The organism is Roseiarcus fermentans (genome assembly GCF_003315135.1).
GTDB classification, from domain to species: Bacteria; Pseudomonadota; Alphaproteobacteria; order Rhizobiales; family Beijerinckiaceae; genus Roseiarcus; species Roseiarcus fermentans.
On sequence record NZ_QNRK01000002.1, the window covers coordinates 262,320 to 275,933 of the forward strand.

12 protein-coding genes are annotated in these 13,614 nt (G+C 69.6%); 8 read left to right on the forward strand and 4 right to left on the reverse strand.

Annotated elements, in window-relative coordinates; all coding sequences use genetic code 11:
• Positions 1-318 precede the first annotated feature (318 nt).
• Positions 319-1,740 (forward strand): D-glycero-beta-D-manno-heptose 1-phosphate adenylyltransferase, encoded by a 1,422-nt coding sequence (rfaE2, locus tag DFR50_RS02945; RefSeq protein ID WP_245427270.1) that lies wholly within the window; start codon positions 319-321, stop codon positions 1,738-1,740.
• A gap of 11 nt (positions 1,741-1,751) precedes the next feature.
• Here the strand turns inward: rfaE2 and DFR50_RS02950 are convergent, their stop codons facing one another.
• Positions 1,752-3,002 (reverse strand): rhamnan synthesis F family protein, encoded by a 1,251-nt coding sequence (locus DFR50_RS02950; protein WP_170153026.1) that lies wholly within the window; start codon positions 3,000-3,002, stop codon positions 1,752-1,754.
• 109 nt (positions 3,003-3,111) lie between these two features.
• On the opposite strand from DFR50_RS02950, the gene betC reads away from it, so the two are divergent.
• The 4 genes from betC (at position 3,112) to DFR50_RS02970 (ending at position 7,076) form a co-directional block, all read left to right on the forward strand.
• On the forward strand, positions 3,112-4,629 hold the full coding sequence (gene betC / locus DFR50_RS02955; RefSeq protein ID WP_113887754.1) for a choline-sulfatase: 1,518 nt from the start codon (positions 3,112-3,114) through the stop codon (positions 4,627-4,629).
• Between the two features lie 180 nt (positions 4,630-4,809).
• Positions 4,810-5,766, forward strand: coding sequence for a DMT family transporter (locus DFR50_RS02960; protein WP_113887755.1), 957 nt, complete (start codon positions 4,810-4,812; stop codon positions 5,764-5,766).
• A 24-nt stretch (positions 5,767-5,790) separates the two neighbouring features.
• Positions 5,791-6,045 (forward strand): hypothetical protein, encoded by a 255-nt coding sequence (locus DFR50_RS02965; protein ID WP_113887693.1) that lies wholly within the window; start codon positions 5,791-5,793, stop codon positions 6,043-6,045.
• 374 nt (positions 6,046-6,419) lie between these two features.
• Positions 6,420-7,076 (forward strand): outer membrane protein, encoded by a 657-nt coding sequence (locus DFR50_RS02970; protein WP_170153027.1) that lies wholly within the window; start codon positions 6,420-6,422, stop codon positions 7,074-7,076.
• An 89-nt stretch (positions 7,077-7,165) separates the two neighbouring features.
• On the opposite strand, the gene DFR50_RS02975 is transcribed toward DFR50_RS02970, so the two are convergent.
• A complete protein-coding gene (locus tag DFR50_RS02975; RefSeq protein WP_113887695.1) occupies positions 7,166-7,654 on the reverse strand; it encodes a MarR family winged helix-turn-helix transcriptional regulator in 489 nt (162 codons plus the stop codon).
• 113 nt (positions 7,655-7,767) lie between these two features.
• On the opposite strand from DFR50_RS02975, the gene DFR50_RS02980 reads away from it, so the two are divergent.
• Positions 7,768-9,675, forward strand: coding sequence for an FAD-dependent monooxygenase (locus tag DFR50_RS02980; RefSeq protein WP_113887696.1), 1,908 nt, complete (start codon positions 7,768-7,770; stop codon positions 9,673-9,675).
• A 101-nt stretch (positions 9,676-9,776) separates the two neighbouring features.
• On the opposite strand, the gene DFR50_RS02985 is transcribed toward DFR50_RS02980, so the two are convergent.
• Positions 9,777-10,910, reverse strand: a complete 1,134-nt coding sequence (locus DFR50_RS02985) for a glycerate kinase (RefSeq protein ID WP_113887697.1) — start codon at positions 10,908-10,910, stop codon at positions 9,777-9,779.
• A gap of 9 nt (positions 10,911-10,919) precedes the next feature.
• The gene (locus tag DFR50_RS02990) at positions 10,920-11,522 is read right to left on the reverse strand and encodes a glutathione S-transferase (protein ID WP_113887756.1); all 603 of its coding nucleotides are present in this window, start codon (positions 11,520-11,522) and stop codon (positions 10,920-10,922) included.
• 153 nt (positions 11,523-11,675) lie between these two features.
• On the opposite strand from DFR50_RS02990, the gene trxB reads away from it, so the two are divergent.
• A complete protein-coding gene (gene trxB, locus DFR50_RS02995; protein ID WP_113887698.1) occupies positions 11,676-12,647 on the forward strand; it encodes a thioredoxin-disulfide reductase in 972 nt (323 codons plus the stop codon).
• A 72-nt stretch (positions 12,648-12,719) separates the two neighbouring features.
• A complete protein-coding gene (locus DFR50_RS03000) occupies positions 12,720-13,613 on the forward strand; it encodes a LysR family transcriptional regulator (RefSeq protein WP_113887699.1) in 894 nt (297 codons plus the stop codon).
• Position 13,614: the final 1 nt, after the last annotated feature.

Genomic DNA, 13,614 nt, shown 5'->3' on the forward strand with positions numbered 1-13,614 from the left:
CGTTGTGGCCGCCGCCCTCGCCCTTCAGCGGGCTGAGGATCGGCGCGCTCCTCTTCCGTGTAGCGTCGACCAATGATGAACCCAGACAACCGAACGCCGCGCCTTCGGAGAAGCCCGCGCGCTGCCAGCCCGCCCGGTCGCAGCGCCCCGGGTCGGGGTCGCGTTCCGGAACAGAGATTCTCATTTACGGTGTTTTCCAAGCCAAGCCAACTGTGGTAGAGACGCGGCCGCAGGGTTGTTATCAGCTGTTGCGGTGAACCATTGAACGTCATGCAGGTTACAAACCCGTCCTGGGTATCGAGGTGGCGCGGATCCAGCGTGTTTGTCTTGGGCGACGTGATGCTCGACAAATTCGTGTACGGCCACGTCGATCGGATCTCGCCGGAAGCGCCGATTCCGATCCTCCATCGCCAGTCCGAGACGGCGATGCTGGGCGGCGCGGCGAATGTCGCGAGAAACGTCGTCGCGCTGGGCGGCAAGGCCATTCTCGTCGGAGCGGTCGGCGACGACGCTGAGGGCGACCTGATCGCAGGACCGCTCGTCGACGGCGACGGAATCGTCGGGCGCTTCGTTCGGGCGGCGGGCCATCCGACGACCACAAAGGTTCGCTACGTTTCGGGCGGCCACCAGCTCCTGCGGCTCGATATCGAGCGCCGGCTCCATCTCGGCCCGCACGACATCGACATGATCTGCGAGTGGCTGACGGAAGTCGCCGGCGAGATTTCGGCGATCGTTCTCTCGGACTATACGAAGGGCGTGCTGATTCCCGTCCTCGTACGCCGAATCATCGACATCGCCCGCACGCACGGCATCCCCGTCGTGGTCGACACCAAGACCCGCGACGTCACGCGCTTCGCGGGAGCGACGGTCATGACTCCGAACGCCACGGAGGCGGCCATGATCACCGGCGTCGAGTGCGTGGACGATCATCACGCCGAAATCGCCGCGAAGATCCTGCACGAGCGGGCGAAAATCGACGCGGTGGTGCTCACGCGCGGCGCTGAGGGCATGACCATCTATCACCCGACCGATCCGGAAGGATCCGTCGTGCACGTTCCTACCCATGCGCTGGAAGTGTTCGACGTGTCCGGAGCGGGCGACACGGTGGTGGCCGCGCTGGCGCTGGCGCTCTCCGTCGGCGCCTCGATCATGACGTCCGCCCGCATCGGAAACGCCGCCGCCGGAATCGCCGTCGGCAAGCGCGGGACGGCGGCGGTGCGGGCGCGCGAACTCGCGACGGCGCTCGGCGGCGGCTCCGAAGGCGACCCGAAAATCGTCGACGGCGAAGCCGCCCAGGAAATCGTCGCGGATTGGAGGGCCCATGGCCTCAAGGTGGGATTCACCAACGGCTGTTTCGATCTGCTTCACCCCGGGCACGTCGAGCTTCTGAAGCGCTCGCGGGCCGCCTGCGACCGCCTGGTCGTGGCGCTCAACACCGACGCCTCGGTTCGCAAGCTCAAAGGCGACTCGCGCCCCGTGCAGAACGAACACGCGCGCAGCGTGGTGATGGCGGCGGTCGACAGCGTCGATCTCGTGACGCTCTTCGACGACGACACGCCGCTCGGCCTGATCGAGCTACTGCGGCCGGACTTCCTCATCAAGGGCGCGGACTATACGATCGAGACCGTGGTCGGCGCGGATCTGGTCGCGTCCTATGGCGGCCGCGTGCTGCTGGTGCCCATCGAACAGGGACACAGCACGACAGCGCTCATCGCCCGCGCCAACACGCGAGCCCGCTGAGCGGGGTATCCTCACCCGAGGCCCGTCCGTCGCTCGTCGGTCGGTGCGCCGCCCGACCCCGCGATCGCGGCGCTGTAACCGTCGCTGTCGGCGAGCCGATAGCCCGCCGCCACGACGGCGGCGCCGAACAAGCGCTCGGTCGCATGCTCGAGCCCGCCGTCGAGGAGGCCCTTCTCTTCCGGAAACTCAGCCGAAAGGGCCAGCGACCTCAGCGGCGCGAGCGCTTCCGGACGCACCCAGAACATGGTCCCGCCGAAGAAATCGAGACGGAAGCGGTCCCTCGGCACGCCCATTCTCTCCGCCAGCTCCAGCACCCGCTCCCTGTTGGTCGACCAGGACAGCGCCTCGGAATAGGTCCGGCTCGGCAACCGGAAGGCCCCCGGGCCCACCATGCCGATCGACGGGTCCCGCTCGAACAGGTCGAGAATCGATTGCGCGAGCCCGGGGGCGGCGAGCAGATCGAACAACAGCCGCCGCCGCCAGAGCGAGCCCATGTAGGACTTGCGCCCGCCGTCGGTGGATTTCTTGCCGTGGAGCTTGCAAACGTATCGGTAGCGGTCGAGCCTGCCGCGCTCGAGCAGCGTCAGGAACGGGCGCACGTCCCGGCCGCGATTGTCCATCACCTCGATCTCGGCGCGCGGGAACTCGCGGCGGATCGACTCGACGAGCCGTTCGCGCCCCGGCGTTGTGGTGACGATCAGGTCGAACGGAACGGAGAGGCGCCGCAGGACCCCGCCGATATCGCCCCATGTCTCCTCGTAATAGAGATGAACGACGATCGCGAGCGGATTGCCGACGGTCGGCCCGCCCCGGGCGCCCCGCGGCGCCGTCTCGTCGTCCCAGCCGTCGAGGAGTTCCGGATGAGCCGCGATCAGGTCGCCGTCGAGCGAAACGCCGATGTTGAACATGTGTTGATTGAAGGTGGTGAAGCGCTTGCGTTCGGGCTTCGGGCCGTAGCAGAACACCGAAAAATCCGGAAAGACGAGGGATTTCTTTTTCTTGAACAGCAGGGCGAGGCGCAGGCGCGCCCAGAGCGAGGTCAACGCGTCCAGCCGCTCGACCGAAAAATCCGCGGTCTCGATGACGAGGCCGCCGGCGCCTGCGGGAAGGGCGAAGTAACCGAGGCCGATCGAATAGGGCAGCAGCAGGTTCCGGGCCTCGTTGCGGCCCTCGACTCGAAGCTGCGCGATGTGGTCGTGCGCCTGCGGCTCGAGCGGACGCAGCCGGTACGCGCGCCGGAAGAACGATCGAAAACGGCTCATCGACATGCTGCTTCCCTAGCCGGGCCTTCCCGGCGCATCAACCTTGTCTCCGCGCTTGACCCGGTTGCGGAGGCCGCATAGCCAAGGCCGCCTTCCGATGGAGCGACCGATGACCGCCGCCGCGCCGAACATCCTCCTCGTCATGGCCGACCAGATGGCGCCGGCGTTCCTGCCGTTCCATGGCGACGGCGTCACGCGCGCCCCGCACATGAGCGCGCTCGCCCGCGACGGCGTCGTGTTCGACGGCGCCTATTGCGCGAGCCCGCTCTGTTCGCCGTCGCGGGCGTCTTTCATGACCGGCCTCCTGCCCTCGCGCACCCGGGTCTACGACAACGCCGCCGAGTTCGCGTCCGACATCCCGACCTTCGCCCATTGTCTCAGGCTCCGCGGCTACCGGACGATCCTCGCCGGCAAGATGCACTTCTGCGGACCCGATCAGTTGCACGGGTTCGAGGCGCGGCTGACCACCGACATCTATCCCGCCGATTACGGCTGGACGCCCGACTGGGACCGTCCCGACGCGCGGCCGAGCTGGTATCACAACATGAGCTCGGTCGCCGAGGCCGGCGTGTGCGTGCGCACCAATCAGCTCGACTTCGACGACGAGGTCGCCTTCGCCTCGGAGCGGGCAATCTACGATATCGCGCGGGCGAAGGACCGGCGGCCGTTTCTGCTGGTCGCCTCCTTCACCCATCCGCACGACCCGTTCGCCGTGCCGCAGCGCTATTGGGATTTGCACCGCGACGAAGACATCGCCCTGCCGGACCCGACCGCGGCGGCCCTCGATCCGCACGCGCGCCGCTTGCGTCATGTCTGCGCCATGGACGCCGAGCCGGTGACGGAGGCCCAGGTTCGCGCCGCCCGGCGCGCCTACCTCGGCGCGATCGCTTACGTCGACGATCACGTCGGCCGGCTGACGGCCGCGCTGCGAGCGGCCGGGATGGCCGAGAACACGATCGTCGTCCTGACCAGCGATCACGGGGAAATGCTGGGCGAGCGCGGGCTCTGGTACAAGATGAACTTCTTCGAGGGCGCGGCGCGCGTGCCGCTGGTCATGGCCGCCCCCGGCCGCTTCGCGCCGCGGCGCGTCGCCGCCGCCGTCTCGCTCGTCGACCTTTTGCCCACGCTCGTCGACCTCTCGGGCGGCGACGCAGCCGCGCTCGCGGACCGAATCGATGGCCGCAGCCTGACGCCGCATTGCGCCGGCCGCGCCGGCCATGACGAGGCGATCGGCGAGTACCTGGCCGAAGGCGCGATCGCGCCGATCGTGATGATCCGCCGCGGCCGGTTGAAGTTCATTCACTCGCCGCCCGATCCCGACCAGCTCTACGACCTCGGCGCCGATCCCGGCGAGCGCGACAACCTCGCCGCCGCATCCGCCCACGCCAAGACCGTCGCCGCCTTCCGGGAGGAGGTTTCCCGCCGCTGGCGGCTCGACGCGCTCGACGCCGAGGTGCGGGCGAGCCAGCGCCGGCGCCGTCTCGTCGACGCCGCGCTCGCGACCGGCGCCGTCCGGGCGTGGGATTTCCAGCCGTTCCGCGACGCGTCGCGCGCCTACATCCGCAACGGCGTCGACCTCGACGATCTCGAAGCGATGGCCCGGTTCCCCCGCGTCGCGCGGCCGTAAGGGCGTCGCCTTCGAGCCGCGCGCCCCGCGAGCGGCGGCGTCCCGCCGCCGGACGCGCGACCACGGGAGGCGCCGCAGCCCGCGCAGGAATCGGGCGGACGCGGCGCGGGCAATGGGGGTAGAAGCGCCGAATCGAAAAGAATCGTCAGGATTGCCATGGGCGCGGCCCCTCAACGTCCGATGACCGCGCGCGAATGGGGCCTGCTCGCCTTGCTTTCGGCGCTCTGGGGCGGGTCGTTCCTGTTCGTCGGCGTCGCGGTGAAGGAACTGCCGCCGCTCACGCTCGTGGCCTTGCGGGTCGGGCTGGCTGCGGCCCTGCTCTGGGCGCTCGCGCCGATGCTCGGGATCGGGCCGCCCCGCAGCGTCGCGGCGGCGTCGGCGCTGCTGGTTCTCGGCTTCGTCAACAACGCCCTGCCCTTCTCGCTGATCGCCTGGGGCCAGACCCATCTGCCGAGCGGCCTCGCCTCGATTTTGAACGCGGCGACGCCGCTGTTCACCGTGGTCGCGGCCCACTTCCTGACCAGCAACGAAAAACTCAGCGGCCTCAAGCTCGTGGGCGCGCTGCTCGGCTTCGCGGGCGTCGCCGCCCTCGTCGGCCCGAACCTGCTCGCCGGCGCCGGCGTCGACCTTTGGGCCGAACTCGCCGTGCTCGCCGCTGCGCTGAGCTATGCGCTCGGGGCGATTTTCGCCCGGCGCATGCCCGGTCTCGGCCTGAAGCCGATCGACGTCGCTGCCGGACAGGCGACCGCCGCGGCGCTGTGGCTCGCGCCCTGCGCCCTCGTCTGGAACCGCCCATGGACCCTGCCCATGCCGGGCGCGGCGACCATCGCTTCGGTGCTGGCGATCGCGTCGCTGTCGACCGCGCTCGCCTACATCGTCTATTTCCGCATCCTGGCCGGGGCGGGCGCGACCAACGTGCAACTGGCGACGCTGCTGATCCCGGCCGTGTCGGTCGCGCTCGGCGCGCTGATCCTGGGCGAGCGCCTGGCGGCGCGGCAATTCCTCGGCTACGCCCTGATCGCGGCCGGCCTCGCCTTCATCGACGGCCGGCTGCCGGCGAAGCTGTTGCGCTTCAGGGACCGGCCCGATCGTCGGGCCGCCGATTCGCGACTCCCCACGCGCCGGATTCCGCGCTAACGTCGAGCGCGAAAGGGCCGGCCAATGGCGATGGAGACCAGAACACCGGGCGACGTGGCGCGGCGCTCGGCCAGCCGGCGCGAGGCGCGCGTCGCCGCGATCGACAGCGCGTGGCGGCGCGAGACCTTTCGGCTGCCGCGGGCGGAGGCGCGCGCCAAGGCGCGCGAATGGTTCGAGCGCTTCCCCAAGGCTGCCTACATGACCGAGATCGAATCGTGGCGGGAACTCGCCGACGACGAGATCGAATTCGTCATGCGCCGCCTGCCGACCGCCGACTGATCCGCCGCGCGGGAGGCGCGGGAAAGCCGTCGTTGCGCGGCCGGCGGGCGCGCCAGCCCCTCCGCCGGCTCGTGGACGGCGCCGATACTCACGTTTAACACCGTCTTAACCATCAAGAGACGGCGTACCGGCGCTGATTAACCGTGATCGTCTCCGAGTAATGAACCATTAGCAATAGAAACGCAAAGACTTCATTTCCATTTCCATATGAATACGTTTGCCACGGCGCTGCGGCTGAACTCCCTTGGAAAAGTTAGCCAAATCCGAGCGGGCCGTTACAGGAATCGTTATCCCTAATGCTTACCGTTGGAGCACGACCGGGAACGGTGTCAGCCGACCGGCGGGGATGTTTCTTGGTGTTCGAGGAGACCACAATGACCAGAGTCCTGATCGGCGCGCTGCTCGCCGGAGTGGCGAGCGCCGCGCTCGCGGCCGATCTTCCGCCGCGTCAGCCCTACAATTACTCGGCCCCGGTCTACGCGCCGGCGTTCACCTGGACCGGCGTCTATTTCGGCGTCAACGGCGGCGGCGGCTGGGGCGCCACCAGCAACGGCTCGTTCGGCAACCTGTCGGGCTGGACGTTCGGCGGCACGGTGGGCGCCAACTATCAGATCAACCAGTTCGTGATCGGCGCCGAAGGCGACTGGGACTGGGCCAACGTCGGCCACACCCAGTATTTCACCTTCAGCTCCAACCAGATGAACGTCAACCAGACGCTGACGCTGAGAGCCCGCGCCGGCTTCGCCATGGACCGCGCGCTGCTCTACGTCACCGGCGGCTACGCCGGCGTCAACGCCAACGCCAGCTTCTCGACCCCGCTCGCCGGCTGGGGCGGCTCGCAGAGCCAGTGGATCAGCGGCGGCGCGATCGGCGCCGGCGTCGAATACGCCTTCACCAACAACATCACCGCCAAGGCCGAATACCTCTACCTGCCGCTGTCGAGCACCACTTTCTTCGGCTCGGCCCTGTATTCGACCCGCGCGCCGGTCGACCTGAGCCTGCTGCGCGCCGGTCTGAACTACAAGTTCTGACCCGCCACCGGCCCGGCGCCGCGGCGTCGGGCCGTTGGCCCGCTCGCCGCCGGCCGCCCTCCCGGCCTCAGCCTGCTCCGGTCGGCGCCTCACGAGCGGGCCGCCTCCTCCCCCATCGCCAGCATCGGCGCGCGGCTGAGGTCGTTGCAGCCGTCCACCGCCTTCGCCAGGAGGCGCATGAACTCGGCCGCTTCGCCTGTGTCGAGCCCGCTCAGCATGACGCGCTGCGCCCGTTGAACCGCAGGCTCTATGCGCGCGACCAGGTCCGCCCCCTCGGCGGTGATCTCCAGCGCCCGCGCCCGCCGGTCCGACGGATGCGCGCGCCGGCTCACGAATCCCCGTTGCGCCAGCCGGTCGACCACGCCGCCGATCGTCGTGCGATCGAAGGCGATCAGCCCGGCGAGCGTCGCCTGATCGACGCCGGGGTGCGCGACGAGCGCCGTCAGAACCGAATATTGCACTGGGGTGAGGTCGAAACCCGCCGCCGCGACCTCGGCGTGAAAAACCGCGACGGCGATCTGCTGGAAGCGTCGCGCCAGGAAGCCCGGTTTTTGGGTCGGTCCGATGGTGTGATTCATCCCGTTCCCTCGCCACGTTCTCCGACAGTTTGACAGCATACTGATTATAAGTATACTGCCTATATGCCGGCGCCAAGGCCGGTCGAGACTCGCCGCCCAGGAAGGACACGCCCTTGCAGTTCTATCTCGACGCCTTCCGCACCGGCGATCCCGAACTCCTCCCGCCCAATCCCGATCCGGCCATGCTCGCCGACACGGACGCGCTGCCGGACGAGGTCGACGTGCTGATCGTCGGCTGCGGCCCCGCCGGCCTGACGCTCGCCGCCCAGCTTTCCCGCTTTCCCGCGATCAGGACCCGCATCGTCGAGCAGAAGGACGGCCCGCTCATGTTCGGCCAGGCCGACGGCATCGCCTGCCGGTCGATGGAGATGTTCCAGGCCTTTGCCATGCGCGAGCGCGTCGAGCGCGAGGCCTACTGGGTCAACGAGACGGCGTTCTGGAAGCCGAGCGCGGAGCGGCCGGGCGAGATCGTGCGCTCGGGCCTCATTCAGGACGTCGAGGACGGGCTCGCGCCCTATCCGCACGTGATCATCAACCAGGCGCGGGTGCACCAGTTCTTCCTCGACATCATGGCGCGCGCGCCGAACCGGCTCATCCCCAACTACCATCGCCGCTTCGCCGGCCTCGAGATCGGCGCCGACGCCGTGACCGCGCGCATCGAACGGCTCGACGACGCGCATGAAGGCGAGATCGAGACGGTCCGGGCGCGCTACGTGGTCGGCGCCGACGGCGCGCGCTCGTCCGTGCGCGAGGCGCTCGGTTTCCGGCTGGTCGGCGACGCCGCCAATCAGGCCTGGGGCGTGATGGACGTGCTCGCCGTCACCGACTTTCCCGACATCCGCAAGAAGTGCGTCATCCAGTCGGAGCGCGAGGGCAACGTTCTCGTCATCCCGCGCGAGGGCGGCTACATGCTGCGCATCTACGTGGAGATGGACAAACTCGCCGGCAACGAGCGCGTCACCGACCGCGCGATCGGCCTCGACGACATCGTGCGCGCCGCCGAGCGCATCTTCAGGCCTTACACGTTCGAGGCGAAATCGGTGTCCTGGTGGTCGGTCTACGAGGTCGGCCAGCGCATCACCGATCATTTCGACGACGCGTCGCCCACGCAAGGGGCGCGCGACCCGCGGGTCTTCATCATGGGCGACGCCTGCCATACCCACAGCGCCAAGGCCGGCCAGGGCCTCAACGTCTCGGTCATGGACGCGTTCAATCTGGGCTGGAAGCTCGCCGCCGTGCTCGACGGGCGCGCGCCCGCGGCCCTGCTTTCGACCTATTCGGCCGAGCGGCGCGCGATCGCCCAGACCCTGATCGACTTCGACCGCGAATGGGCGGCGATGATGGCGGCGCCGCTGAAATCGCCGGCGGTTCCGCACGGCGTCGACCCGGCCGAGTTGCAGGCCTATTTCGTCCGGCACGGCCGCTACACGGCGGGCGTTGCGACGCGCTATGCGCGATCCGCCCTGACCGGCGGGACCGAGCATCAGGCGCTGGCGAAGGGCTTCGAGATCGGGACGCGCTTCCACTCGGCGCCGGTCGTGCGGCTCGCCGACGCCAAGGCGATCGAACTGATCGAGACGATGGAGGCAGACGGCCGCTTCCGCCTGATCGCCTTCGCCGACCGCGGCGATCCAGCGGCGCGGGGCTCGAAAATCCGGGATTTCTGCGAATTCGTGGCCGAAACGCTCGCGCCGCGCTTCACCCCGCGGGGCCGCGACATCGACGCGATGTTCGATCTGCGCGCGGTGTTCCAGCAGGGCCATCGCGACCTCGACCTCAGGGCGATGCCGGCGCCGCTGCGGCCGGCGAAGGGCCCGCTCGGGCTCACCGACTACGAGAAGATGTTCTGCCCGCATTTCAAGTCGGGCGTCGACATTTTCGACCTGCGCGGCGTCGATCGCGAGCGCGGCGCCCTCGTCGTGGTGCGGCCGGACCAGTACGTCGCGCACGTGCTGCCGCTCGACGCCCACGCGGAGTTGGCCGCCTTCTTCGCCGGGTTCCTGATCCCGGTCGCGGCGTGATCCCGGTCGCTTGCAGAAAACGGTAGTCCGCCGCCGGCGCTTCTGTAGCCGCGCTCGCTGCGCGCGGCGCCCGGCCAGCGGCCGCGCCTACACCGAAGCGGTCAGAACCCGCCGATCTTCAGCGTCGCGGCGACGTTGCGCGCGGTGCGGCGAAGGTTGCCCGCGGCGTCGGCGAGCGCTTCCGCCAGCGTGCACGGCCGCTCGAGCACGCTGAACACGGCCGCGATCCCGTGCTCGTGGACGGCCTCGAACCCCGGGCCGAGGCTGCCGGCGATGGCGATCACCGGTTTGCCGCGCCGGCTGGCCGCGGCGGCGACGCCGATCGGCGTCTTGCCGTGGACGGTCTGGCCGTCGATGCGCCCCTCGCCGGTGACGACGAGATCGGCGTCCGCGACGATCCGGTCCATCCCCACCGCGGCCAACACGATCTCGGTCCCGGAGCGCAGGCGCGCGCCCAAGAACGCGTGCAGGGCCGCGCCCAAGCCCCCCGCGGCGCCCGCGCCGGGCATGTCGGCGACCGATACGCCGAGCGTGCGCTCGATCGCCGCGGCGTAGCGGGCGAGGTTGGCGTCGAGAACCCGGACCATTTCCGGCGTCGCGCCCTTCTGCGGCCCGAAGATCGCCGACGCGCCGCGTGGGCCGACGAGCGGATTGTCGACGTCGCAGGCAACCTCGATCGTGGACTCCGAGATGCGGGGATCGAGCCCGGACACGTCGATTCGCGCGAGGGTTTCGAGCGCCCCGCCGCCGCGGGCGAGTTCGCCGCCGCTCGCGTCGAGAAACCGGACGCCGAGCGCCTGCAGCATGCCGGCGCCGCCGTCATTGGTGGCGCTGCCGCCGACGCCGACGATGAAACGGCGCCGGCCATCGTCGAGCGCGGCCCGGATCAGCTGGCCGACGCCGAAGGTGGTGGTCAGAAGCGGGTTGCGCCTGCCCGGCGGAACGCGTTCGAGCCCCGCGGCCGCGGCCATTTCGATCACCGCCGCGCCGTCGCCGGCGACGCCGTAAAAAGCCTCGACTTCATCCCCGAGCGGGCCAGCGACCCGCAGCCCGACGCGACGCCCGCCCGTCGCCGCGACCAGCGCGTCGACCGTGCCCTCGCCGCCGTCGGCGACCGGCAGGAGGACATAGTCGGCGTCGGGAAAGACGGCGCGAAAGCCCGCGCAGATGGCCTGCGCGACCTCGACCGCGGTGAGGCTTTCCTTGAACGAGTCCGGCGCGATGACGATCTTCAACGCTGCGCTTCACCCCCTGAACCGGGTCTCCTCGAAGCTCGGCGTCGCCGCGGCGAACAGGTCGAGCCAGGCGACGAGGCCGGGATGGCGGGCGCGCCACGCCCCCTCGAACCGCAGGTCGAGATAGCCGAGCGCGCAGGCGAGCGCGATCGTGCCGATGTCGCTGAGCTCTTCCGGCAGCGCCGACTCGAAGGCCGACAGGCCGCGGGCGATCTTGTCCTGCTGGTAGGCGATCCACTTGTCGGAGCGCTTGTCGGGCTCGCGCCATACCGATTCGTAGCGGATGAGCACGGCGGCTTCCATGATGCCGTCCGCCAGCGCCTGCTGGGTCAGCGAGCAGAAACGCTTCGGGCCGCCCGCCGGAATGATCTTGCCGCCGCCTGCGAGGGTGTCGAGATATTCGACGATCACCGCGCTGTCGTACACGACGGCGCCGCCTTCGAGCACGAGCGCCGGAATTTTCCCCAGCGGATTCTCCGTCCGCAGTGAATCGGCCGGATCGTTCGTGTCGGCCGGCACGACCTCGATCCGGTCGTCGAGCTCCAGCACGGCGGCGGCGATCCGCACCTTGCGCGCGAACGGCGACGGCGCGGCGGCTCTCAGGACAAGCATGGTCATACCCCTCTTTCACGGGCGAATGGGCGCGACCGGCCGCGCTTTCGCTCGCCTGCCCGTTGTAGCGCAATCGCGCCCCCCATATAAGGGCGTGAAACCAACGGCCTGCACGGGAACCGGCGCCGGCGGGAATTTTTCCAGGGGATCGCCATGTCTTCTCATCACCCCCGGCGCGAGCGCGTGGTCATCGTCGGGTCGGGACCGGCCGGCTACACCGCGGCGATCTACGCCGCCCGCGCCATGCTCGAACCGCTCCTGCTGTCGGGATACGAGGCCGGCGGCCAGCTGATGATCACCACCGATGTGGAGAACTATCCGGGCTTCGCCGAGCCGATCCAGGGGCCGTGGCTGATGGAGCAGATGCGCGCCCAGGCCGAGCACGTCGGCGCGCGGATCGAAGGCGAAACCGTGGTCGCGCTCGATCTCGGGAGCCGCCCGTTCACGATCCGCTGCGACAGCGGCCGGACCATTCTGGCCGACGCCGTGATCCTCGCCACCGGCGCCAAGGCGCGCTGGCTCGACCTGCCGAGCGAACAGACGTTCCGCGGCTTCGGCGTCTCGGCCTGCGCGACCTGCGACGGCTTCTTCTTCCGCGGCAAGTCGGTGATCGTGGTCGGCGGCGGCAATTCGGCGGTCGAGGAGGCGCTCTACCTCTCGCACATCGCGGCTGCCGTCACCGTCGTCCACCGTCGCGACGGGTTCCGCGCCGAGAAGGTCATGATCGAGCGGCTGCTCGCGCGGCCGAACGTCACGGTGCGCTGGATGAGCGTCGTCGACGACGTTCTGGGACAGGAGGAGCCGCGCGGCGTGACCCACGTCCGGCTCAGGAACGTCGCCACCGGCGCGGTCGAGGACCTCGCGACCGACGGCGTGTTCGTCGCGATCGGCCATGCGCCGGCGACCGAGCTCGTGCGCGGGCAGGTCGAGCTCAAGCCCAACGGCTATGTGAAGACCACGCCCGGGTCGACCGCGACGAGCGTCGCGGGACTGTTCGCGGCCGGCGACGTCGCCGACGACGTGTTCCGGCAGGCGGTGACTGCGGCGGGGATGGGCTGCATGGCGGCGCTCGAGGCGGACCGGTGGCTGGCCGCGCAGGCGCCGGCGCGGCAGGCGGCGGAATAAGGACGCGAAAGGGCGCGCGCCGGACGACGCTCCCCGCGACGATGCGACCGGCAGGGCTCTTTGGAAAACGTCATGGACTGGGACAAGTTGCGTATCTTTCAGGCCGCCGCCGACGCCGGGTCGTTCACCCACGCCGGCGAGACCCTCGGCCTGAGTCAGTCCGCGGTCAGCCGGCAGGTCGGGGCGCTCGAAGCCGACCTCGGCGCGCCGCTGTTTCACCGCCACGCGCGCGGCCTGATCCTCACCGAGCAGGGCGAGATGCTGCTCGGCGCGGTGCGCGATGTGGTGCTCAAGCTCGACGCCGTCAGGAGCCGCCTGATCGACAGCCGCGAGAAGCCGACCGGCGAACTCCGGATCACCACCACCCTCGGCCTCGGCGCCAACTGGCTCGCGCCCCGGCTCGGCGAATTCGTCGATCTCTATCCGGAGGTGAAGCTGCAGCTGCTGCTGTCCGACGAGGATCTCGACCTCGGCATGCGCGAGGCCGACGTGGCGCTGCGGCTGCGCGAGCCGAGCCAGCCCGACCTGATCCGCCGCCGGCTGTTCACCGTGCATTTCCACGCCTACGCCTCGGCCGATTACCTCAAGAAACATCCGCAGCCGCGCAAGGTGGATGATCTCGACCATCACCATCTCGTCGCCTTCGGCGCGGCGACCGCGACGCATCTGCTCTATGACCTGAACTCGTTGCTCTCGCTCGGGCGCGATCCAAAGAACCCGCGCACGCCGCACATCGCCGTCAACAACCTCAGCGCCATGGCGCGCGCAGTCGAGAACGGCGTCGGCGTCGCGGTGCTGCCGGACTATGTCGTGCAGGCCGGCTCGAATCTGGTGCGGCTCCTGCCGCAGGCGGACATGCCGGAGATGGACTGCTTCCTCGTCTATGCCGAGGAACTGAAGAACGTCGCGCGCGTGCAGGCGTTCCGGGACTTCCTGGTCGCCGCCGCGCAGCGCTGGCGCTACTGAT

Excerpts from the sequence above, each read along its gene's own strand:
- DFR50_RS02975 (WP_113887695.1), bottom strand. The coding sequence starts at position 7,654 with ATGAATCACACCATCGGACCGACCCAAAAACCGGGCTTCCTGGCGCGA.
- DFR50_RS02965 (WP_113887693.1), top strand. The coding sequence starts at position 5,791 with ATGGCGATGGAGACCAGAACACCGGGCGACGTGGCGCGGCGCTCGGCC.
- DFR50_RS02950 (WP_170153026.1), bottom strand. The coding sequence starts at position 3,002 with ATGAGCCGTTTTCGATCGTTCTTCCGGCGCGCGTACCGGCTGCGTCCG.
- DFR50_RS02990 (WP_113887756.1), bottom strand. The coding sequence starts at position 11,522 with ATGCTTGTCCTGAGAGCCGCCGCGCCGTCGCCGTTCGCGCGCAAGGTG.
- DFR50_RS03000 (WP_113887699.1), top strand. The coding sequence starts at position 12,720 with ATGGACTGGGACAAGTTGCGTATCTTTCAGGCCGCCGCCGACGCCGGG.
- DFR50_RS02970 (WP_170153027.1), top strand. The coding sequence starts at position 6,420 with ATGACCAGAGTCCTGATCGGCGCGCTGCTCGCCGGAGTGGCGAGCGCC.
- trxB (WP_113887698.1), top strand. The coding sequence starts at position 11,676 with ATGTCTTCTCATCACCCCCGGCGCGAGCGCGTGGTCATCGTCGGGTCG.
- betC (WP_113887754.1), top strand. The coding sequence starts at position 3,112 with ATGACCGCCGCCGCGCCGAACATCCTCCTCGTCATGGCCGACCAGATG.
- DFR50_RS02960 (WP_113887755.1), top strand. The coding sequence starts at position 4,810 with ATGACCGCGCGCGAATGGGGCCTGCTCGCCTTGCTTTCGGCGCTCTGG.